This is a genomic window from Pseudomonas sp. SAS7 (assembly GCF_052112345.1).
In the GTDB taxonomy this organism is placed as follows: Bacteria; Pseudomonadota; Gammaproteobacteria; order Pseudomonadales; family Pseudomonadaceae; genus Aquipseudomonas; species Aquipseudomonas putida_Q.
The window spans coordinates 323,643-345,332 of the sequence record NZ_JBEGGO010000001.1 but is presented as its reverse complement, the minus strand read 5'-3'; the positions used below and the strand labels follow the sequence as shown (position 1 = coordinate 345,332).

16 protein-coding genes are annotated in these 21,690 nt (G+C 64.6%); 6 read left to right on the top strand and 10 right to left on the bottom strand.

Going from position 1 to position 21,690, the window contains the following annotated elements; all coding sequences use genetic code 11:
* Positions 1-29: 29 nt before the first annotated feature.
* Entirely contained in the window at positions 30-896 is an 867-nt protein-coding gene (locus ABI582_RS01610; protein ID WP_442118198.1) for a LysR substrate-binding domain-containing protein, read from the top strand.
* A 31-nt stretch (positions 897-927) separates the two neighbouring features.
* On the opposite strand, the gene ABI582_RS01605 is transcribed toward ABI582_RS01610, so the two are convergent.
* Together ABI582_RS01605 and ABI582_RS01600 are read right to left on the bottom strand one after the other, a co-directional pair.
* Positions 928-2,508, bottom strand: coding sequence for an aldehyde dehydrogenase (NADP(+)) (locus tag ABI582_RS01605; RefSeq protein ID WP_442118197.1), 1,581 nt, complete (start codon positions 2,506-2,508; stop codon positions 928-930).
* Between the two features lie 118 nt (positions 2,509-2,626).
* The gene (locus ABI582_RS01600) at positions 2,627-4,009 is read right to left on the bottom strand and encodes an APC family permease (RefSeq protein WP_442118196.1); all 1,383 of its coding nucleotides are present in this window, start codon (positions 4,007-4,009) and stop codon (positions 2,627-2,629) included.
* 281 nt (positions 4,010-4,290) lie between these two features.
* On the opposite strand from ABI582_RS01600, the gene ABI582_RS01595 reads away from it, so the two are divergent.
* The 3 genes from ABI582_RS01595 (at position 4,291) to ABI582_RS01585 (ending at position 8,241) form a co-directional block, all read left to right on the top strand.
* A complete protein-coding gene (locus ABI582_RS01595) occupies positions 4,291-5,133 on the top strand; it encodes a helix-turn-helix domain-containing protein (RefSeq protein ID WP_063422942.1) in 843 nt (280 codons plus the stop codon).
* A 42-nt stretch (positions 5,134-5,175) separates the two neighbouring features.
* Positions 5,176-6,558 carry an aspartate aminotransferase family protein gene (locus tag ABI582_RS01590; protein WP_442118195.1) on the top strand — a complete coding sequence of 461 codons (1,383 nt, stop codon included), beginning with the start codon at positions 5,176-5,178 and terminating at the stop codon, positions 6,556-6,558.
* A gap of 189 nt (positions 6,559-6,747) precedes the next feature.
* Positions 6,748-8,241, top strand: coding sequence for an aldehyde dehydrogenase (locus tag ABI582_RS01585; RefSeq protein ID WP_442118194.1), 1,494 nt, complete (start codon positions 6,748-6,750; stop codon positions 8,239-8,241).
* Positions 8,242-8,382: 141 nt separating this feature from the next.
* Here the strand turns inward: ABI582_RS01585 and ABI582_RS01580 are convergent, their stop codons facing one another.
* The 7 genes from ABI582_RS01580 to ABI582_RS01550 form a co-directional block, all read right to left on the bottom strand.
* Positions 8,383-10,626, bottom strand: a complete 2,244-nt coding sequence (locus tag ABI582_RS01580; protein WP_442118193.1) for a TonB-dependent receptor — start codon at positions 10,624-10,626, stop codon at positions 8,383-8,385.
* Between the two features lie 118 nt (positions 10,627-10,744).
* Positions 10,745-11,734, bottom strand: a complete 990-nt coding sequence (locus tag ABI582_RS01575; RefSeq protein WP_442118192.1) for a siderophore ABC transporter substrate-binding protein — start codon at positions 11,732-11,734, stop codon at positions 10,745-10,747.
* The gene (locus ABI582_RS01570) at positions 11,731-12,507 is read right to left on the bottom strand and encodes an iron ABC transporter ATP-binding protein (protein ID WP_338746961.1); all 777 of its coding nucleotides are present in this window, start codon (positions 12,505-12,507) and stop codon (positions 11,731-11,733) included. Before ABI582_RS01570 ends, ABI582_RS01575 begins: the two co-directional genes overlap by 4 nt.
* Positions 12,504-13,445: an iron chelate uptake ABC transporter family permease subunit gene (locus tag ABI582_RS01565; protein WP_442118191.1), complete on the bottom strand. Its 942-nt coding sequence runs from the start codon at positions 13,443-13,445 to the stop codon at positions 12,504-12,506. Before ABI582_RS01565 ends, ABI582_RS01570 begins: the two co-directional genes overlap by 4 nt.
* Positions 13,442-14,383, bottom strand: coding sequence for an ABC transporter permease (locus tag ABI582_RS01560; RefSeq protein ID WP_442118190.1), 942 nt, complete (start codon positions 14,381-14,383; stop codon positions 13,442-13,444). Before ABI582_RS01560 ends, ABI582_RS01565 begins: the two co-directional genes overlap by 4 nt.
* Complete coding sequence (locus ABI582_RS01555; protein WP_442118189.1) at positions 14,383-16,140, bottom strand: ABC transporter ATP-binding protein; 1,758 nt, start codon at positions 16,138-16,140, stop codon at positions 14,383-14,385. The genes ABI582_RS01560 and ABI582_RS01555 overlap by 1 nt, the downstream gene beginning before the upstream one ends.
* Positions 16,134-17,927 (bottom strand): ABC transporter ATP-binding protein, encoded by a 1,794-nt coding sequence (locus ABI582_RS01550; RefSeq protein ID WP_442118188.1) that lies wholly within the window; start codon positions 17,925-17,927, stop codon positions 16,134-16,136. The genes ABI582_RS01555 and ABI582_RS01550 overlap by 7 nt, the downstream gene beginning before the upstream one ends.
* Before the next feature lie 109 nt (positions 17,928-18,036).
* On the opposite strand from ABI582_RS01550, the gene ABI582_RS01545 reads away from it, so the two are divergent.
* On the top strand, positions 18,037-18,648 hold the full coding sequence (locus ABI582_RS01545) for a TetR/AcrR family transcriptional regulator (RefSeq protein ID WP_442118187.1): 612 nt from the start codon (positions 18,037-18,039) through the stop codon (positions 18,646-18,648).
* Positions 18,649-18,883: 235 nt separating this feature from the next.
* Here the strand turns inward: ABI582_RS01545 and ABI582_RS01540 are convergent, their stop codons facing one another.
* Positions 18,884-20,596 carry an FAD-dependent oxidoreductase gene (locus ABI582_RS01540; protein ID WP_442118186.1) on the bottom strand — a complete coding sequence of 571 codons (1,713 nt, stop codon included), beginning with the start codon at positions 20,594-20,596 and terminating at the stop codon, positions 18,884-18,886.
* 192 nt (positions 20,597-20,788) lie between these two features.
* On the opposite strand from ABI582_RS01540, the gene ABI582_RS01535 reads away from it, so the two are divergent.
* Positions 20,789-21,565 carry an IclR family transcriptional regulator gene (locus ABI582_RS01535; protein ID WP_442118185.1) on the top strand — a complete coding sequence of 259 codons (777 nt, stop codon included), beginning with the start codon at positions 20,789-20,791 and terminating at the stop codon, positions 21,563-21,565.
* Positions 21,566-21,690 lie beyond the last annotated feature (125 nt).

The window sequence follows — 21,690 nt, the reverse complement described above, 5'->3', positions numbered from 1 at the left end:
GGCCAGCTAATCATTCAAAGGATCTATGGATGTCTACCGCTCGCCTGCGCACCTTCCTTGCCGTGGCCCGGCACGCCAGCTTCAGCGCCGGGGCCAGGGCCATCGGCCTCAGCCAGCCGACCGCGACCAACCAGATCCAGGGGCTGGAACGCGAATTTGATGTCGAGCTGTTTCACCGCCGCGGTCGGCGCATCGAGCTGACCGCCGTTGGCCGCGCCTTGCTGCCCATTGCCCAGCAGATGTCGATGCTCGAAGCCGAGGCGACCAGCCTGCTGCGCGACAGTGGCCAGCTAAACCGTGGTGAGCTGAAGATCGGTGCAGTGGGACCGTTTCATGTGATCGAAATGGTTGACCGCTATCGGCAGGCGTACCCACAGATCGATGTGTCCATCCGCGTGGGCAACTCGGCGTCAGTGCTGGCCGATCTGCAGGGCTATGTGACCGACATCGGTGTGTTGGCGGGGCTGCACCATGACCCGGCGTTTGTCGCACAACGTTATGCCAGGCACCCGGTGATCCTGTTCGCCCGCGCCGATCACCCTTTTGCCCGCTACGATCAGGTGCCGCTGCAAGCCCTGCAGGGGCAGCCGTTGCTGCGCCGTGAGCAGGGTTCGACTACACGGCTGGCGCTGGACAATGCGCTGGAAGCGGCGCAGGTAACACCGCGCATCGCCATGGAAATCGGCAGCCGCGAGGCGCTGCGCGAGGCGGTGATCCGTGGCATCGGCATTGGCGCGGTGTCCGAGGCGGAATACATTGGCGACCCGCGCTTGAAGGTGATCCGCATCGCGCAGGACCCGGTGTACACAGAGACTTACCTGTATTGCCTGGCTGATCGGCAGAGCAGCCAGGTAATTGCGTCGTTTCAGCGTTGCCTGCAAGCCTGGCACGGCTAAGCTGCACCGTGCCTGCTCAACATGCGCCGTATCACACCGCGTCGCGGCTGTTCAGGCCATCGAGCAACCGCGCAATCCCCAGCGGGTTCGCGTTTTTCAATGCATCCGGCAGCAGTGCATCGGGGTAGTTCTGGAAGCACACCGGGCGCAGGAAGCGGTCGATGGCCAAGGTACCGACCGAGGTGCCGCGTGCGTCAGAGGTGGCCGGGTAAGGCCCGCCATGCACCATTGCATCGGAAACCTCCACACCGGTCGGGTAGCCGTTGAGCAGCAGGCGCCCGGCCTTGCGCTCCAGCAACGGCACCAGGGAGGCGAAGGCTTGCAGGTCATCAGGCTCGGCAATCAGCGTGGCGGTCAGTTGCCCTTGCAGGTGGCGCAGCGCTTCAGCCAGTTGCTCGGCGTCGGCCACCTCCACCACTACGGTGGTCGGGCCGAATACTTCTTCCTGCAGCAGCGGGTCGCCGTTCAGCAGCAGGCTTACGTCTGCCTTGAACAGCTGTGGCTGGGCCTGGTTGCCGGTGTGTGGCTGCCCGGCCAGGTGCTGGATACCCGGGTGCGCCAGCAGGTGCTGCACACCGTTCTGGTAGCTGCGCAGGGTGCCGGCGTTCAGCATGGTCTGCGGGCCCTGGTCGGCCATGCGTGCCACCAGCGTTTGCACGAAATGCTCGAATTGCGGCGACTGGATGCCCACCACAAGGCCAGGGTTGGTGCAGAACTGCCCGCAACCCATCACCACCGAGGCAGCCAGTTCGCCGGCTACCTGCTCGCCACGGGCTCGCAGCGCCTGGGGCAGGACGATCACCGGGTTGATGCTGCTCATTTCGGCAAACACCGGGATCGGCTGCGGGCGTGCTGCCGCCATGTCGCACAGGGCGCGGCCACCGCGCAGCGAGCCGGTAAAACCGACCGCCTGGATGGCCGGGTGCTTGACCAGCGCCTCGCCCACGCCGGCACCGTAGATCAGGTTGAAGACGCCTGCCGGCACGCCACTGCTGGCCACCGCGCGGTCAATGGCGCCAGCCACATGGGCGGCAGTGAGCATGTGCCCGCTGTGCGCCTTGAACACCACCGGGCAGCCAGCGGCCAGCGCCGAGGCAGTGTCCCCGCCAGCAGTGGAGAAGGCCAGCGGGAAGTTGCTGGCACCGAACACGGCCACCGGGCCCACGCCGATGCGGTACTGGCGCAGGTCTGGGCGCGGCAGCGGGGTACGCTGGGGCAGGGCACGGTCGATGCGCGCGGCGTAGAAGTCGCCTCGGCGCACCACCTCGGCAAACAGGCGCAGCTGGTTGCTGGTACGGCTGCGTTCGCCACGGATGCGGGCTTCGGGCAGCGCGGTTTCGCGCATCACATGCTGGATGAAGTCGTCACCCAGTGCGTCCAGCTCGTTGGCAATGGCGTCGAGGAAAGCGGCACGCTGGGCCGGGCTGGTGCTGCGGTAGGCGGGATAGGCGGCGTCGGCGGCCTGCACGGCAGCCTCTACTTCGTCGCCGGTCGCCTGGTGGAAGGCGTAAGGCAGTGGCTCGCCGGTGTGGGCGTCGACGCTGTTCAGCAGCACGTCACCGTTGCCGCTGAGTTGGCCGGCGATATGGTTCAGGCGATGTTCGATGGACATTTCGTTTCCCGTTGGCAATGACAGTCGTTGCACTGGGACTGTAGGGGGCAAACGGGGGGCTGAATAATGATTAATGCGGATCGGGTGATAACGACCAGTTATCACCCAGCGTGTAGCGTCACTCCGCCATCTGCAATTCCGGCAGCTTCACCCGAAACGCGCGGGTCAGCCCCATCAGCACTACCAGGCCCATGCCCATCCAGCACAGGCCGATGGTGAACGACAGGCTGGTCAGGCTGCTCCACAGCCACAGCGTGCTGAGAAAGCCCAGGCCGGGGATGGCGCCGTACAGCAGGTAGTTGCGGCCACCGCGCAGTTTCTGGTCGACCAGATAGTGCTTGACCACCGCCAGGTTCACCGCCGAAAAGGCGAACAGCGCGCCAAAGCTGATCATGTTGGCCACGGTGTCGAGGGTGATTACCAGGGCGATCAGCGACAGCAGGCTGACCACCAGGATGGCAGTGGCTGGCACGCGTTTTTTCGTCACCAGTTGGCCGAACGCCCGCGGCAACGCGCCGTCGCGGCCCATGGCGAACAGCACGCGCGACACGCTGGCCTGGGACACCATGGCCGAGGCGAAGCAGCCGGCCACGTAGGTGGCAGTGAAGGCCGTTACCAGCAGTTCGCCGCCGACACGGCGCATCACATCCACCGAGGCCGAATCCGGGTCGACGAAGCTGCCCCAGTCGGGGAACACCATCTGCGCGCAGTACGACACCACCAAGAACAGCAAGCCGCCGATCAGCGAAACCGCCAGGATCGCCACCGGAATGCGGTAGGTCGGGTTGGTCGTTTCTTCGGCCATGGTCGAGACGGCATCAAACCCCAGGAAGGACAGGCACAGCACAGCGGCGCCGGTCATGATCAGCGGCACGCTGAAGCCTTCGTGGTGGAAGGGCGCCAGCAGCGACACCGGCTCCGCCTGCCCGCTGAGCTTGAGCACGGACAGGGCGACGAAGACGACGATGAACACCAGCTGCACCACCACCAGAATCCAGTTGACCCGGGTGATGGACTCGATGCCGATCAGGTTGAGGAAGGTGACCAGGGCAATGGAGCCTGCCACCCACACCCAGGCGTGGATGGCCGGGAAGTATTCCGACATGTAGATGCCGATCAGCAGGTAGCTGAGCAGCGGCAGGAAGATGTAGTCGAGCAGCAGTGTCCAGCCGGTAATAAAGCCGATGTGGCTGCCGAAGGCCTTGCGCGTATAGGTGTAGACCGAGCCGGAGTAGGGGTGGGCCTGGACCATTCGGCCGTAGCTGTAGGCAGTCAGCAGCATGGCGGCGAGGGTGAGCAGGTAAGCGGTGGGCAGATGCCCTTTGGTCATCTGGGTGACCAGCCCGTAGGTGGTGAATACGGCAAGGGGCACCATGTAGGCCAGGCCGAACAGGACCAGGGCCGTCAGCCCCATGGACTTGCGGAAGCGGCCGGTGTTGGCGCCGGGATGCGCGACGGTGTCATGTGAGGGGCTATGGGCTGTACTTGTTGTTGTATGCATTGCTAACTCCTGGAAGAGGATGCAAGACACCGCAGTACGCGAGCAGGCTCGTTACCGGTGGGTGAAGTGCAAGGAGGTCGAGCGGAAGGCTCGCAGCGCTGGGGCGGGTTGATGCTCCCACACCCTGCAGGTACCCGGAATCACCCTTTGGGGTGAGCGGGTACGGCCTTGCCCGGCTCACCCCAAAGGGTGATTTCGGCGTCTGCAGTGGCGTGGGAGTATCTGGTCAACAACGCACCGCACTGGCGGCGGTGCCACTGAATAGAAACGGCAGGCCCACAGTGACTAATCAATTGCTTTCAGAACAGTGGTTCGAGCACCTGGCCAAGGTCACCGAGGCAATCGGCCGACCGGGCTTTGCCGCCAACCTGTTTGCCGCACTTGGCGTTATCCGGCCGATCCAGGCGACCACGGTGTACCTGTACCCGCACGACGGCATGCCTTGTGCGCTGTTCGAGCAGGACGACAAGGCGCCCTGGCAGCCTGAGGGCAATGTCAGCCGCTACTTGTCCGGCTTCTACCTGCTCGACCCGTTCTACGGTGCCTGTGTGGAGCAGGTAGCGTCGGGGTGCTATGGGTTGTTCGAAGTAGCGCCCGACCATTTCGAGGTCAGCGAATACTACCAGTCGTTCTACCGGCACTCGCACCTGGAGGATGAGCTCAACTACATCCTGCAGGTTGCGCCGGGGCAGAGCCTGGCGGTGTCGCTGGCGTTCACCGACAAGCTGGATGCGCACACCCGCGAGCTGTACGGGCGCATCACGCCCTGGGTGCTCGCGGTGCTGAGCAAGCACTTCGCCGGGCTGGACAGCCGCACCGGGCGCTTCGAGAACATCCTCGAACAACGCATCCACGCGGCGCTGAACAACTTTGGCAGCTCGCTGCTCACCGAACGTGAATGCCGTATCGCCCAGTTGATCCTGCGTGGCCACTCGACCAAGTCGCTGGCCGAGCGCCTGGGGGTGTCGGAAGACACCATCAAATCGCACCGCAAGAACGTCTACGCCAAGCTCGACATCGGTACCCAGTCCGAGCTGTTTTCCCTGTTCATCGACGCCCTGGCCAATGCCCAGGGCGTGCTGGGCAAGGACCCGCTGGAAAGCTACATGGGCAAGCTGCGCTGAGTGCCAGCCACCCTGCAACCCCACCGCAAAGGAAAACCAACAATGAATGCGCCTTTCGCCCCGCAACGCCAGACCCGCGACTACCAGGCAGCCGATGCCGCGCACCATATCCATGCCTTCCTCGACCAGAAAGCGCTGAATGCCGAAGGGCCTCGGGTGATCGTCGGTGGCGAACGCCTGCACCTGTGGGACAGCGAGGGCAAGCGCTACCTGGATGGCATGTCTGGCCTGTGGTGCACCCAGCTCGGCTACGGGCGCCGCGACCTCACTGTCGCCGCCGCCACGCAGATGGACCAGCTGGCCTACTACAACATGTTCTTCCACACCACCCACCCGGCGGTGATCGAACTGTCCGAGCTGCTGTTCAGCCTGTTGCCGGGCCACTACAGCCACGCGATCTACACCAACTCCGGCTCTGAAGCCAACGAAGTGTTGATCCGTACCGTACGCCGCTACTGGCAAGTGGTCGGCCAGCCGAACAAGAAGGTCATGATTGGCCGCTGGAACGGTTACCACGGCTCGACCCTGGCGGCCACGGCGCTGGGCGGCATGAAGTTCATGCACGAAATGGGCGGGCTGATCCCCGATGTGGCGCACATCGACGAGCCGTACTGGTACGCCGAGGGGGGCGAGCTGACCCCGGCCGAGTTCGGCCGCCGCTGCGCCTTGCAGCTGGAGGAAAAGATCCTGGAACTGGGCGCCGAGAATGTTGCCGGCTTTATCGCCGAGCCGTTCCAGGGCGCAGGCGGCATGATCTTCCCGCCGGAAAGCTACTGGCCGGAAATCCAGCGCATCTGCCGCCAGTACGACGTGCTGTTGTGCGCCGATGAGGTGATTGGTGGCTTTGGCCGCACCGGCGAGTGGTTTGCCCATGAATACTTCGGTTTCGAGCCCGACACGCTGTCGATCGCCAAGGGCCTGACCAGCGGCTATGTGCCCATGGGTGGCCTGGTGCTGAGCAAGCGCATTGCCGAGGCGCTGGTGGAACGTGGCGGGGTGTTTGCCCACGGCCTCACCTATTCCGGCCACCCGGTGGCGGCGGCGGTGGCCATCGCCAACCTGAAGGCGCTGCGCGACGAAGGCATCGTCTCCCAGGTGAAGGATGACACCGGGCCGTACCTGCAGCGCATCCTGCGCGAGGTGTTCGCCGACCACCCGTTGATCGGCCAGGTGCAGGGCGCCGGGTTGGTGGCAGCGTTGCAGTTCGCCGAGCACAAGCCGACGCGCAAACGCTTTGCCAACGAGAACGACCTGGCCTGGCAATGCCGCACCTTTGGTTTCGAGGAAGGGGTGATCATTCGCTCGACCTTGGGCCGGATGATAATGGCACCGGCCTTGATCGCCAACCACAGCGAGCTGGATGAGCTGGTGGAGAAAACCCGCATTGCCGTGGACCGTACGGCCCGCTTGGTCGGCAAGCTCTAACCATCCCCAAGCCCACCGCCCACCCCTGTGGGAGCGGGTTCACCCGCGAAGAATGCGACGCGGTGCATGGCACCGGCTTTGCTGGTGTTCGCGGCGGTCCGACGCCTCGGTGAACCCGCTCCTACAGGGCTCTACGGCACTGCACCTTACGAGCAACAGAGACCGCGATGGCGGTCGCCTGGAGTACAAATGTACACCCTCGAATTCTGGCAACAACGCGCCTCGGACCTGTACCTGCCATCCCAGGCGCTGATTAACGGCAAACCCGTCAACCCACAGGATGGCGCCACGTTCGCCGCCATCAACCCCGCCACCAACAGCGTACTGGCCCAGGTCGCTGCCTGCGGCCAGGCCGAGGTCGACCTTGCCGTGGCCAGCGCACGTCGGGCCTTCGAACAAGGCCCCTGGCCGCGCATGGCCCCCGGCGAGCGCAAGAAGGTGCTGCTGCGTCTGGCCGAGCTGATCATGGCCCATCGCGAGGAGCTGGCCCTGCTGGACTCGCTGAACATGGGCAAACCGGTGATGGACGCCTACAACATCGACGTGCCGGGCTCTGCCCATGTGTTCGCCTGGTACGGCGAGGCGCTGGACAAGCTGTATGACCAGGTGGCGCCCACTGCTGCCAATGCGCTGGCTACCATCACCCGCGAAGCCCTCGGCGTGGTCGCTGCCGTGGTGCCATGGAACTTCCCGCTCGACATGGCCGCCTGGAAGCTCGCCCCGGCGCTGGCTGCCGGCAACAGCGTGGTGCTCAAACCTGCCGAACAATCACCGTTCTCGGCCCTGCGCCTGGCCCAGCTGGCGCTGGAAGCCGGTGTGCCGGAAGGCGTGCTGAACGTCGTGCCTGGCTTGGGCGAGCAGGCTGGGCAGGCGCTGGGCCTGCACCCGGATGTGGATTGCCTGGTGTTCACCGGCTCCACCCAGGTGGGCAAGTACTTCATGCAGTACTCGGCGCAGTCCAACCTCAAGCAGGTGTGGCTGGAGTGTGGCGGCAAAAGCCCCAACCTGGTGTTCGAAAACTGCCAGGACCTGGACCTGGCGGCGGAAAAGGCCGCATTCGGTATTTTCTTCAACCAGGGCGAGGTGTGCTCGGCCAACTCGCGGCTGTACGTACAGCGCTCCATCCATGATGAGTTCATCGAACGCCTGCAAGCCAAAGCCCGCCAGTGGTTGCCGGGCAACCCCCTGGACCCGGCGAGCCGTGCGGGTGCCATTGTCGATGCCGAACAAACCGGCCGCATCGAAGCCGCCATTGCGCGCGCCGGGCAAGAGGGCGCACGGTTGGTGTGTGGCGGCCGGCGCCTGACCATCGAAGGGTCGGACAACTACATCGAGCCGACCATTTTTGCCGGTGTCGATGGCCGCATGAGCCTTGCGCGGGAGGAAGTGTTCGGGCCGGTGCTGGCAGTCAGCGCCTTCGACACGGAGGAAGAGGCGGTGCGCCTGGCCAACGATAGCATCTATGGCCTGGCGGCCTCGGTGTGGAGCGATGATTTCAACCAGGTGCACCGAGTGGCGCGGGCGTTGAAGGCCGGTACTGTGTCGGTGAACACGGTCGATGCGCTGGATGTGACGGTGCCGTTCGGCGGTGGCAAACAGTCGGGGTTCGGGCGCGACCTGTCGCTGCATTCGTTCGACAAGTATTCGCAGCTCAAGACCACCTGGTACCAGTTGCGCGGCTGATATCACCACCTTTTACCGCGTCACATTCTTCGCGGGTTAACCCGCTCCCACAGGTATCGCACTGCACCTGAGGCCGGTGCAGTACCTGTGGGAGCGGGTTCACCCGCGAAGAGGCCCCCACAGGCACCGCACAATTGTCGGTTAGAAGTCCACGCTAGCCGACAGCTGATAGGTCCGCGGCGCCCCCAACCCCAGGGTCTGGGTCAGTGGCACACCCCAGTAGTCCTTGTCCCCCAGGTTGGCTATGTTCGCTCGCAAGGTGACCGGCTTGCTGGCGACCTGGGTCACATAACGGGCGCCCACGTCGAGGATCGTGTAACCCGGAATCGACAGGCTGTTCTCGGCATTGATGTATTGCTTGGACTGTGAGGTCACGTTGCCGGTCAGGGTCAGCCCATCCAGGCCGGGGATGTCCCACTCCATGCCCAGCTTACCCTGCAGCTTGGGGTAGGCCGTGGCGGTCTTGCCATCGTTGGCACCGCCTGCGGTCTTGGTCAGCTTGGGGTCGACATAAGCCACGCCCCCCATCAGGCGCACGTCGGGCAGAGGGGCACCGAAGAAGCTCCATTCCACGCCCCGGTTACGCTGCTCGCCACCGAACGAAAAGATGTTGGTGACCGGGTCGGTGTAGCTGCCCGGGCGCTTGATTTCATACAGCGCCAAGGTGTGGCTGAAGGTGCCCAGGTCGAGCTTGAGGCCGATTTCCTTCTGTTTTGATTTGTATGGCGCGAACACGTCGCCATAGTTGGCAGCGGTGATCGGTGCGGCCGCGCCTTTACTCAGGCCTTCGATGTAGTTGGCGTACAGCGATAGCTCATCGGTCAGCTTGAACAGGATGGCCCCGGCGGGGGTGGTGGCGTGGGTGTCATAGCCTGGTTTGTTGCGGGCACCGGTATTGGTGTTGTAAGTGTCGGTGACCACTTCCTGGCGACGTACGCCGAGGGTCAGTTGCACGCGGTCGTCCAGCACCGACAGGGTGTCGGCGATGCCATAGCTTTTCAGGTCGTTCTCCGTGTGGGCGATCAGCGGCCAGGCCTCCGATACCTTCGGGCCCCAGACCGGGTTGTAGATATTGGTCGTCCAGTTCGAGCCAGCGGCGCGGCGGCCGAAGTCCTTTTGCGTGTCGCTGTACTGGGTGGCGTTGACCGACCATTGGTGGTTGATGCCGAAGGTGTCGAAATGGCCACGCAGCCCGACCTCGGCAGAGGTCTTGTGGATCTCCATCTGCAACTGGCCCATCGCGGTGGTGAAATCACCGGCGCTGTTGTTCACCGTAGCTGTGAGTGCGCCGCTGTAGCGATAGTCCGTCTTGCTGGTGCCGACCGCGCCATAGGCCAGCAACTGCTCGTTCAGCTCGTACTCGCCGCGCAGGATGACGCCCTTGTCCTTGGTTTCCACATAAGCCCAGTCGGGGTTGAGCAGTGTGTCGTTTTTTGGCGGTTTGGGGACTGGCACCCCAGCGGCCAGGCCCATGCCGCGGTTCTGGCCGCTGATGTGGTCGTCGGTATCGAACAGGTCGAGCGACAGCTTGCCACGTTCGCCACGCCAGTCCAGGGCCAGAGAAGACAGCACGTTGCGCTGGCGTTGATCGTCGATGGCAGTGTCGCCGTCGCGGTACATGCCGTTGAATCGCACGCCAAACTGGTTGCCCTCACCGAAGCGCCGGCCAACGTCGACATGGCCGCCAAGCTGGGCATCGGAAGCGTAGGTGGCGGTCAGCCGGGTCAGCGGCGTGTCGCCAGCGCGCTTGGGAATCAGGTTGACGACCCCGCCCACCGAACCGCCGGGCGGCATGCCGTTAAGCAGCGCCGACGGGCCTTTGAGTACTTCGATGCGTTCGTACATTTCGGGTGAGGCGCGGTAGTAGGGGGCCATGCCGAACAGGCCATCGACAGTCATGTCACTGACGCTGGTCTGGAAGCCGCGGATCGAGTAGTTCTCGCTGTAGGTGCCGGTCAGGCCGTTGCTGAACACCGACGGGTCGGTGGCGGCGATGACGTCGGTGATGTCCCGGGCCTGCAGGTCCTGAATGTAGGTGTCGGTGTAGCTGACGGTGCTGAACGGCGTTTCCATGAAGTCTTTGTTGCCCAGCAGGCCTACGCGCCCGCCGGTGGCCACCTGGCCGCCGGCATACACCGGTGGCAGTGGATCGACAGCGCTGGCCTGGGCGTCGATCAGGGTGGCAGCCAGCTCCGGGGTGGCGGGTTTCTCTTCAGTAGCCAAGCGGGGGCGGGGGTTGCCGGTCTCGGCGTGTACGGGGATTGGTGCCATTGTGCAGCTACCGAAGGCCAAGCCGATGAATACGGCATGTGCCAGCGGGGTGCGCGGTAGCGCAGGCAATGTCAGGGCAGGGGACGAGAGTGTGTGCAAGGGACGGATGGACACGCGATGGCTCCAGAGGGACAGATGGCAGGTTGGTGTTTTTGGTTTTACAAAACGAAGACGTAAGGCAAACGAGAATCACGCGCTAACGCAGTGGCAGGCATTTGCAAAAAGGCAGTGCCTAGTCCTGATAGCCCTTGATCACGTCAGCCGCGATCAAGGCCAGTGAGGTCGGGCTGGCGGCCGTGACGTACCAGGCCTGCGGGTCGACGAACACCACGCGGCCGTGCTTCCACGCGTTGGTCTGGCGCAGCAGCGGGTTGCCCAGCGTTTCAGGCGTCATCAGCGGGCGGTGCTCCATGACGGCGGTGCGATCCACCACATAGAGGATGTCGGGGTTGGCCTGCTGGATGAACTCACTGGAAATCGGCTGGCCATGCAGGCCGGTATCCAGGGTAGTGGTGGCCGGCTTGACGCCCAGGTCGTTGAAGATGAAACCGTAGCGTGACTGCACGCCGAAGGCGCTGAAGGCGCCGTTGTTGTGCAGCACCACCAGGGCCCGCTCCGGGCGGTCACGGGTGACGCTGCGCGCCTGGGCCAGCCTGGCCTCCAGGGCGTCAACCTGGCGCTGGGCCAGGTCCTGCTTGCCGAACACCTGGCCCAGGCTGACCAGGTGCTGCTTGATCATGGCGACATGCCCGGTTTCGCTGTCGCGATAGTCCACATCGAAGTGCAGGGTCGGGGCCATTTCGCTCAGTTCGCCATAGTGGTTGGCCTGCAGCGAGGTGATCAGGATCAGGTCAGGCCGCGCCGCATGCACCCGCTCCAGGTTGGGCTGCACGATCGAGCCGACATCTGCCGTTTGCCCGGCATCCTTGTAGCGTGCAAGAAAGTCCGGCACGAAGTCCTTGGGCATGCCCGCCACGGGCACGCCCAACTGGTCGAGGAAGTCCACTTCGTTCATGTCCAGTGCCACCGTGCGCTGTGGCAGTTGACTGATCACCGTGGTGCCCAGCTTGTGTTGCACGGTAACCGCCGTGTAGTCGCCATGCTGCGCGGTTTTCACGGTTGCCGCCGTGGTTGCCGTGGGCTGGTCGCAGCCGTGCAGGGCGAGGGTGGCGCCTAGCAGTAGTGCCAATGGCCAGCCGCTGGCGGGGTGGTTGCGGTTCATTGCTGTTCTCCGGGTGGGTTGAAGTAGTTGCACAGGCGGCCGCGCGCGCCGTGGGTGATGTCGAAATCCAGCCCGTACAGCGCGTGCAGCTGTTGCTCGGTCACAACCTGCTCGACGCTGCCGCTGCAATGCACACGGCCACCCTGCATGGCGACGATGTAGTCTGAGTAGGCGGCGGCGAAGTTGATGTCGTGCACTACCAGGATCACCGTGCGGCCGAACGCGTCGCACAACCGGCGCAAGGCGCGCATGATCTGCACGGCGTGGCGCATATCGAGGTTGTTCAACGGCTCGTCCAGCAGCAGGTAGTCGGTCTGTTGGGCGATGGTCATGGCCAGAAAGGCCATTTGCCGCTGGCCGCCGCTGAGTTCATCGAGATAAGCCTGGCGCAGCGGCTCCAGGGACAGAAAGGCAATGGCCTGGTCGATGGCCCGACGGTCTGCAGCGGTGAGCGCACCACGGCTGTAGGGGAAGCGGCCGAACGCGACCAGCTCGTCGACGGTCAGGCGCAGGTTGAAGTCGACCGACTGGCGCAGGGTGGCGACGCGTCGGGCATAGTCGCCAATGGCGATGTTGTCGATGCTTTGCCCGTCCAGGCGTATGTCACCGCTGCCAGGCGCCAGCAACCGGGCCAGCATCATCAGCAAGGTGGTCTTGCCGGCGCCATTGGGGCCGATCAGCGAGGTCAGCTGCCCGCGCGGGAAGCTGGCGCTTACCCCGCTCAACACCACCTTGCTGCCATAGGTTTTGTGCAGGTCGTGAACAGTAATCATGCGGCTCCCCGGTTGCGCACCATCAGGGCGAGGAAGTAGGTGCCACACACCAGGTTCACGAGGATGCCGACGGTGGTCCTGTAGTTGAAGATATGCTCGACCAGCAACTGGGCGGCAATGAACACGGCAATGGCCACGGCGCTGCCGAGGCCCAGGGTGACCCGGTGGCGGAAGGTACCGGCCATCGCATAGGTGATGTTGGCGACGAACACGCCCATGAATGCCGTGGGCCCCAACAGGCTGGTCGACACCGCGACCAGCGCGGCGATCAGCGCCAGCAGCAGGCGCACGTTGCGCCGGTAGTCCACGCCCAGCGAAATGGCCTGGTCGCGCCCGAGTGCCAGCACGTCCAGCACCGGTACGGCCCGGGCCAGCAGCACACACACGCCCGCCACCAGCACGGCCGAATACAGCAGCAACTGCGGCGATGCCCGGTTGAACGAAGCCTGGGTGTAGCCCAGCAGCATCGAGAACTCGCCGGGGCTGACTTTAAGCTGGACGAACTGGGTGAATGTGGCCATGACCATGGTCAGCACCAGGCCGACCAGCAGCAGGAAGTACACATTGTTTTTGCCGTCACGAAACAGCCAGCGGTGCAGGGCCCAGGAGTAGCCGAGCATCAGCAGCACCGAGAGCAGGAAATTGCCCTCACTGCCGAGTACCATCAGCCCCTGCACGCCCATGCCCAGCACCAGCAGCGCCTGCAGCAGCAGGTACACGGCTTCGTAGCCCATGATCGCCGGGGTGAGGATGCGATTGCCGGAAAGGGTCTGGAAGGCGATGGCGGAGCAGGCCACGCAAACGCCACCGATTACCATGGCCGCCAGGCGCACAAGGCGCTTGGGGATGAGGTAGGCGAAATCCGCCCCGACGTTGACGAACACGAACAGCGTGGCCAGGGCGACCACGGCCAGCCACATGCAGTGTCGGCCTTTCATCGCTGCCTCCAGATGATCAGCCCGAGGAAGATCAGCCCGCCCAGGCCGCCTGCAGTCAGGCCGATGGGCACTTCGAACGGGTAGATCAGCAACCGCCCGAGCAGGTCGCAGACCAGCAGTAAGGCCGCACCGCCCAGCGCCACCAGTGGCAGGGTGCGGCGCAGGTTGTCGCCATGGCGCAGGGCGACCAGGTTGGGCACCACCAGGCCGACGAAGGGGATGGCGCCGACGATGATCACGCTGGCCGACACCGTCACTGCTACCAGCAGCAGGCCCAACGTCACGTTGGCGGTGTAGTTCAGGCCCAGGCTGGTGGCCATGCCTTCGCCCATGCCCAGCACGGTGAAGCGCTGTGCGTACAGGTAGGTGAGCAGCACGATCGGTACAATCAGGTAGAGGATTTCGTAGCGGTCCTGCACCACCTTGGAAAAATCACCCAGCAACCAGCCCTGCATGCTTTGCAGCAGGTTAAAGCGGTAGGCGTAGAACTCGGCCAGTGCACTCAGCACGCCGCCGTACATCAGGCCGATGACCGGCACCAGCACCGCGTTGCGGGCGCGTATGCGGCGGATGAGGGTGACAAACAGCAGGCTGGCGGCAAAGCACACGGCCAGTGCGAACAGCATGCGCAGCAGTGCCCCGGCCGCGGGCGCCATGCCCAGCGACAGCAGGATGCCCAGGCGCGCGGCATCGAGCCCGCCGGTGGTGCCGGGCTCGACGAAACGGTTGCGCACGATCTGCTGCAGGATCACACCGCATACCGCCAGCCCGACACCCACCAGTAGCAATGCGGCCAGCCGTGGCAGGCGGCTTGCGGTCAAGGTCAGCCAGGCGTCGCCTTGCAGGGTGAGCAGCTGAGACCAGGCCAGCTCACGAACGCCGACCGCCAGTGAGGCCGCGCACAACAGCAGGAACAGGATGAGCCATGCAACACGCATCAGTCGTGTTCCACCCTCGGTGCCCCGATGCGCCAGCCGTTGGCGGCGTGACGCTGTTCGAGCATGCGTGCATAGTGCCCGCCACTGGCGCGCAGTGTGGCCGGTGCGCCTTGCTCGACAACCTGCCCGGCATCCAGCACCACGATATGGTCGGCCATGGCCACGGTGCTGAGCTGGTGTGCGATGACCACCAAGGTGCAATGCCCATGCAGGCTGTGCAGCGTCTGGGCAATCACGGCCTGGTTCTCGGCATCAAGGGCGGCGGTGGCTTCGTCCACCAGCAGTATTGGTGCTTGCCTGATCAGCGCACGGGCAATGGTCACACGCTGGCGCTCGCCACCGGAAAGCCGTGCACCCCCTTCGCCCACGGGCGTATCGAGGCCCCCGCGCAGCCGTTCGAGGGTGTGTGCCAAGCCGGCCATGTGCGCCGCTTGCAGTACCTCGGCGTCGCTGGCATCGGGTTTGCCGATACGGATGTTGTCGGCGATGCTGCCCTGGAACAACCAGGTGTCCTGCAGTACTTGGCTGACCGTGTCGGTCAGGCTGGCGCGGGCCATTTGCCGCACGTCGACGCCGCCAATGCGCACACTGCCTTCGGTGGTATCGAAGAACCGTGCAATCAGGCGCATCAGTGATGTCTTGCCCGAGCCCGAGGCGCCGATGACGGCGGTCATGCTGCCTGCCGGGATGTGCAGGTTCACGTTTTGCAGCACGTCGGGCCCGGAGGGGTTGTAGCGCAAGCTCACCCCTTGCAGGTTGATTGCGCCGCCCACCGGCCGCTGGGGCGAGGCGGGTTCTGGCAATGGCTTGGCGGCCAGGACCCGTTCGATTTCCTGCAGCTGGCCATGGGCCCCGCGCAGGATCTCGACATGGCTGGCCACGTCCTGCAGCGGGTCGATGAAGCGGCACACCAGCACCAGTGCCACGATCACCGCGACTGCGTCCTGCGCCTGGCCACCCGCCTGATCGCCAAACCACAGGCCGGCGGCCACCAACAGCGCGGCAAATGTTGCCTGCACGGCCCAACTGTTGAGCAATGCTGACAGCGAAGCACGAATGATCAGGCCCATGCCGCTGCTGCGCTGACGCTCCAGGCTCTGCGCCAGCAAACGTGTGCCACCACCCTCCCCATTGAAGGCCCGCAGCACCGACTGTGCCTGGGCGAACTCCACCATACGCTGGCTGGCGGCGGCGAAGTGCTGGTGAAAGGGCTGATCGGCGCGGCGCCCGAGGCGTGCGCTGAACAGCAGTACCGCGGCGAGCGCCGGCAGCGCTAGCAGCGCGACAAGCCCCAGCGGTGGGTGCAGGGTGAACAGCGCTACCAACAGCACCAGCGGCGTGACGCTGCCACTGATCAACGGCGTGAGCACATGGGCCGGCAGTTGGGCCACGGCCATCGTGCCCTGGGTGATCACATGCCCGAGCCGCGCGGTGTTGTCGGGGGTGAACCAACCCAGTGGCAGCTGTGCCACCTGGGCGCCAATGTGCTGGCGGCCGCCTTGCAGCACCGCTACCGCCAAGCTTATGCCGGCCTGTTCCACCTGGCGTCGCCACGCCCAGCACAGCATCGTGCCGGCGGCCAGCACGGCCAACCAGGCACTGGCAGCGCGTATTTCGCTGTTCAGCAGGTGCAGCATGAGCGGCGCCAGGGTACTGATGGTCAGGCCACTGAATACCCCGTACAGCACGGTCATCAGCAGGTAACGGCGCCACGCCGGGGCGCTTTCGCCCAGCAGTCGGAGGAAGGTTTTCAGCATGCTGGCAGCGCCTTTTTCACGGTGTCCTGATACCCACCCTGCGCCCACAGCCGTGCATAAAGGCCTTGGCGGGTGAGCAATTCGCTGTGGCGCCCTTGTTCACACAGGGCGCCTTGGTCCAGCACCAGGATCTGGTCGGCATGCATCACCGTGTCCAGCCGGTGGGCGATGACCAGCAGGGTGCGACCCCGGGCGAAACGCGACAGGGCATCCTGGATGGCCGCTTCGCTTTCGGCGTCGGCGGCTGCGGTGGCCTCGTCCAGCACCAGCACGGGCGGGTCGAGCAGCACGGCGCGGGCAATGCTCAGGCGCTGCTGTTCGCCCCCGGACAATTGCGCGTCCTCGCCCACCACCGAGTCATAGCCACGCGGCAGTTGCAGGATGCGGGGGTGAATGTTGGCCAGGCGCGCAGCCGCCTCGACTTGCTCGCGGGTTGCAGTCGGTTTACCCAGGGCGATGTTGTCGGCCACGCTTGCATGGATCAGCCGCACCTCCTGCAGCACGAAACCTATGCGTCGGTACAGTTCGCGGCTCTCGATCCGCCGCAGGTCGACGCCGCCCAGGGTGATGCGCCCGGCGTCGGGGTCGAAGAACCGCAGCAGCAAGCGCGCCAGGGTCGACTTGCCGCCGCCAGAGGGGCCGACGATGGCGGTCGTGGTACCGGGGGCCAAGGTGAAGCTGACGTCATGGAGCACGTTGTTGCCGGGGGCGTAGGCATGGCTCAGTTGCTCCACGCGTATTTCGCTGCCGTTGGGCAGGGCGCCCACCGCAGGGGCCGGCAGCACCGGAGTGTCCAGCAGGGCCTGCACCCGTTGGGCCGCCGCCACGGCGTTATTGAGGTCGTGGGTGATGTAATGCAACAGCTGCAGCGGCGCGCACAACCCGGGTGTGACCAGGGCAAAAGGCACGATCTGCTGCGGCTCGATCCAGCCCAACGCCACGAACAGCATGCCTGCCAGCAGCACCACCCCCAGTACTGTCACCGGGGCGATCAAGGCATTGGCCCGTGCCATCGCCGCAACCAGTGGGCGGGTGAATCCGGTGAAAGTTTCGGCAAAGGTATCGACCGCTGCATGGTAGCGGTCCTGCGCGTTGCCGCGCCCGCCGAATGCTTTGACCAGCGGCATGCCATTGACGAACTCGACCACCGCGTTGTCGATGCGCCCCATGCCCGCAACCACATCACCCATATGCGCTGCGCTGGCCTTGATGGCACGGTGCAGAAACAGGAAGAACGCCGGGAAGGGCAGCAGCACGACCACGGCAAGGCGCCAGTCCATGGCGAACAGATAGGCCACGGAAATCAGCACGGCGCCCACGGCGCGGCCCAGCGTGGTGAAAAAGTGCGCGGTCAGGCTGTGCAGTGTGCCGATGTCGTCCTGCATGGCCCGTTTCACTTCGCTTGATGCCCGCTCGCTGAACCAGCCGAGCGGCACTTGCATCAGGCGCTGGCCGATCGCCACGCGCAGGTGATGGGTGATGTGGTTGTCGGCCTGGTGCGCCAGTATTTCGGCTGCGGTGATCAGGGCCATGCCAGTGAACAGGCTGGCGATGCTGGCTGCGATGGCCCGGCCAATGGCGCCCGATGTGGCGGTCTCGCTCAAGGCCAGCTGTGCGATGTGCGCAATGCCTGCCAGCGGTACCCATGCCAGCATCGAACCTGCAGCAGCCAGCACCGCCGACAGCGCCAGCCGCCCGCGAATGGGGGAAAGCACACGGCTGAGCGGGCTGCGGGCTTTGTTTGTTGAGGGGGCGGCATCGTCAAGGGGCGTTGATGAATCGGACATGAAGCGGGCCTGGAAAGCTGCAAATTAATTAGTTGCATGACTATAAACTAATTTGCGAAAACTCGACAAGACAGCTACAAGACTGTCTTCACAAAGCCTGGAGGAACCGATGCAACCACCACTACGCACCCCCGGACGCGGTCGCCCTCGCACCATCACCCGTGAACGGATTGCCGACGTGAGCGTCGCCATCGGCTTGCCCAACCTCACGTTCGTTGGCGTGGCCGCTGCGTTGGGCGTAAGCCACATGGCGCTGTACAAGCATGTGCCGAACATCGAAGCACTCAAGTGCCTGGTGGCCGAGGAGATCTTTCAGCGCTGGCAAATCCCCAGGGCAGACGGGGATTGTGTAGAAGGGTTGCACGCCTACCTGACGCGCTTTGCCACGTCGATACAGGCATTCGTGAAGGCCCACCCGGGTCTGACGCCCTATGTGATCCGCAGGCTGGCAGCCACAGAAGCGATGATCGACAAGATCAATGACCACCAGGCACACATCGCCCAGGCCTATGGCCTGAGCCTGGAACAGGCGCGCTGGTTGTTGTCGACGGTGGCGTTCCATGGCTTTGCGGTGGCCGATACGGTGTACACGGTGTCGGGGCGCGAGCCGCTGCTGGAGGCCGACCGGGCTGGCGAAGAATCGGAGATGGAAGTGGAGTTGCATGAGGGCATGCAGGCGCTGATTGTCGGGGCGTTGGTCATGCTGGAACAGCGGGTTTGAACCCTATGTAGACGAACCCCTGCTGGCCGTGCGGCGGAGCACCGCGTGCCCTGGGGTGAACGCAAACCAATTGCCGAACGGGTGATGGCGATTGCCGACATCTTCGAAGCGCTGACCGCAACTGACCGGAGATAAGGCTGACAGGCGTCCGCCGCAGCAGTTTCAGCGCCTGTGAGATCGAGCGCCGCGCGGGCGGCGCTCGATCGCATAAACGCTGCAAACCTTTCGGCGTACCTCACTCGTACCCTTGCACCCCGGCAATGTGCCGCCCGGCCACATAACCAAAGGTCAGCGCCGGGCCCAGGTTGATGCCACCTGACGGGTACCAGCCACCAAACACGCTGGCCATGTCGGTACCTGCAGCATACAGCCCCGGGATCGGCTGCCCGGCCTCGTCCAGCACGCGGGCACTGCCATCGGTGCGCAGCCCGGCAAAGGTGCCAAAGCAGCCAGGCTTCACCTTCACCGCATAGAACGGCCCATGCTCAATGGGCGCTACACAAGGGTTGGGCCCTTCGTGCTGCGGGTCGCCCTGCTTGCGGTTGAACGGTGTGGAACCACGGCCGAATGCCGGGTCCTGGCCGTTGCGGGCGTAGCCGTTGAAGTCATCGACCGTGGCGCGTAACCCGGACGGGTCGATGCCACACGCCTGGGCGAGTTGTTCGAGCGTGGCGCCGCGCTTGAGGTAGCCGCTGCGCACATGCGGCCCAACCGGCAGCGGTGCCGGGCGGGCGTAACCCAGGCCATAGCGGCGCAAGAAGCGATGGTCGCAAACCAGCCACGAGCACACTTCCTTATCCGGCGGCACCGCCGCGACCATGGCTGACACATAGTCGTAATAGCCATGCGCTTCGTTGACAAAGCGCTTGCCGTCGGCCAGCACGCCAATGATGCCGGGCTTGCCGCGCTCGATGATGTGCGGGAAGTGGCCGACGCTGCCGTCGCGGTGCGGCACCTGCGAAACCGGTGCCCAGGCCACTGGCGATTTCAGGTCGGTAGCGACCACGCCACCCGCCGACTCGCCCAGGCGCAGCCCGTCACCGGAGCAACCCTGCGGCGGCAGGGCCAGGTTGTCGTGGCCACTGGCATCACGCGGGAAAAGCTGCCGGCGCCGGGCGTTATCGTTGGGGAAGCCACCTGCCGCGAGTACCACGGCCTTGGCCCGGATCTGCCGATCACCCTGCGGTGTGCCCACCAGCACCCCGCGTACCTGGCCCTCTTCGATCAGCAGGCGTTTGGCCGGCGCCGACTCCTGCAGGTGCACGCCCAGGTCTTGTGCCGATTTGGCCAGGCGTGCCACCAATGCAACGCCGTTGACCAGGTGCATCGCCCGGCCATGGCGGGCCAAGTGATACAGGTGCCGGCCAAAACGTTTGCACACGTGCAGCAAGGCCTTGGGCGAGCGGGTCATGTTGAGGAAGGCGGCAAGGTCGGCGCCGGCCATTATCGGCATGCCCATGAACGAGGTTTCGCGCAGGGTCTTGCGCAGGCGTGGCAGCAAGGCGCCAACCTGGCGGGCGTCGTACGGCGCGGCGATCACCTGGTGCCCGCCCTGGGCCGCACCTGGCGTGTCGCCATGCATGTCCGGGATGCCGTTGCCGTCGGCAAACTGCAGCGCTGTGTGCTTCTCGAAGAACGCCACCATATGCGGGCAGGCTTCGAGGAAGGCATCCACGCGCTCGGCGTTGTAATACGCCCCAAGCTCATTGCGCAGGTAGGTGCGTGGCTGCTCGATGTCTTCCACAATGCCAGCCCGCTGTGCCAAGGGGTTGCGTGGCACCCAGGCCCAGCCGCCAGACCAGGCGGTGGCGCCGCCAAACACGGGCTCCTTCTCCAGCACGATCACCTTCTGCCCATGCCAGGCTGCCGTCACGGCCGCAGCCAGCCCGGCGGCGCCGGAGCCTATGACCAGTACATCGTATTCGGTATCGAGAGCTGCAGAAGGCATTGCGGCGTTCCTGTTTGTTATTAGAACAAGGTTCCACATTTTTATCCGCAGTGCCGCAGCCTGCAAGAGCGTGGCAGCTTGGCCGGCCAACTACTGGGCGATAACCGGACATTTCACGGCGCGCTGGCTGCGCCCGCTACCGCTCATATGGAATCATCTTCTAGAATCCGCAAAAATTCAGGGACCTGTGTCATGGCTGGTAGTCAGATCGAACGCGCCTTCAGTCTTGTAGAAAGCCTTACCGGTGAACCCCAGGGGCTGCCATTGCAGACCTTGGCAGAGCGCCTGGACATTCCCAAGAGCGCGGCCCACCGCATGCTCACCGAGCTTGTGCGGCTGGGCTACGTGCGGCAGAACCGCGACAACAGCCGCTATCAGCTGTCGGCCAAGCTGGTGGCATTGGGGTTTAGATACCTGTCGAGCAACGGTGCCGACATCATTCAGCCGATTCTCGACCGCCTGGCCCAGGACAGCGGCGAACTGGTGCGCCTTGGCGTGATCGACGGTGCCCGGCAGACCTGGATAGCCAAGTCCCAGGGCGCCCGCTCCGGGCTGCGCTACGACCCGGACATGGGCCGCGATGCGCCACTGTTCTACACCGCGTCCGGGCATGCCTGGCTGGCCAGCCTGGACGATGAGCAGGCGTTGCAGATGGTGTTGCGCCAAGGCATTGCCGACCCTGCGCAGTTCGGCCCGAATGCGCCACGTTCCACTGAGGAGCTGCTTGCCTACCTGCACCGTGCCCGCGAGCAGGGATATGCCTGGGTCGAGGAAACCTCGGCCATCGGTACCTCGGCCCTGGCGGCTGTGGTGCGTCGCCCGCAAACTGACGAAGTGATCGGCGTATTGAGCATCGCCGGGCCCAGTGCACGCATGGCACAAAGCCGCCTGGCAGAGCTTGCGCCGCTGTTGCTGGCGGCGGCGCAGGAGCTGTCCGCAGCCAGCCGGGCAAGCGAATTGTTTGCCTGAAGGCACATTACTGGTCGATTACCGCACAGTCTGTCTCACAGGTTCTTCTGAAAAGCTGAACTTGGTTCTAAATTGTTGAGTGCTGATTCTGGAATCTGGTCCCAGAATCAGTAAAACAACAATGA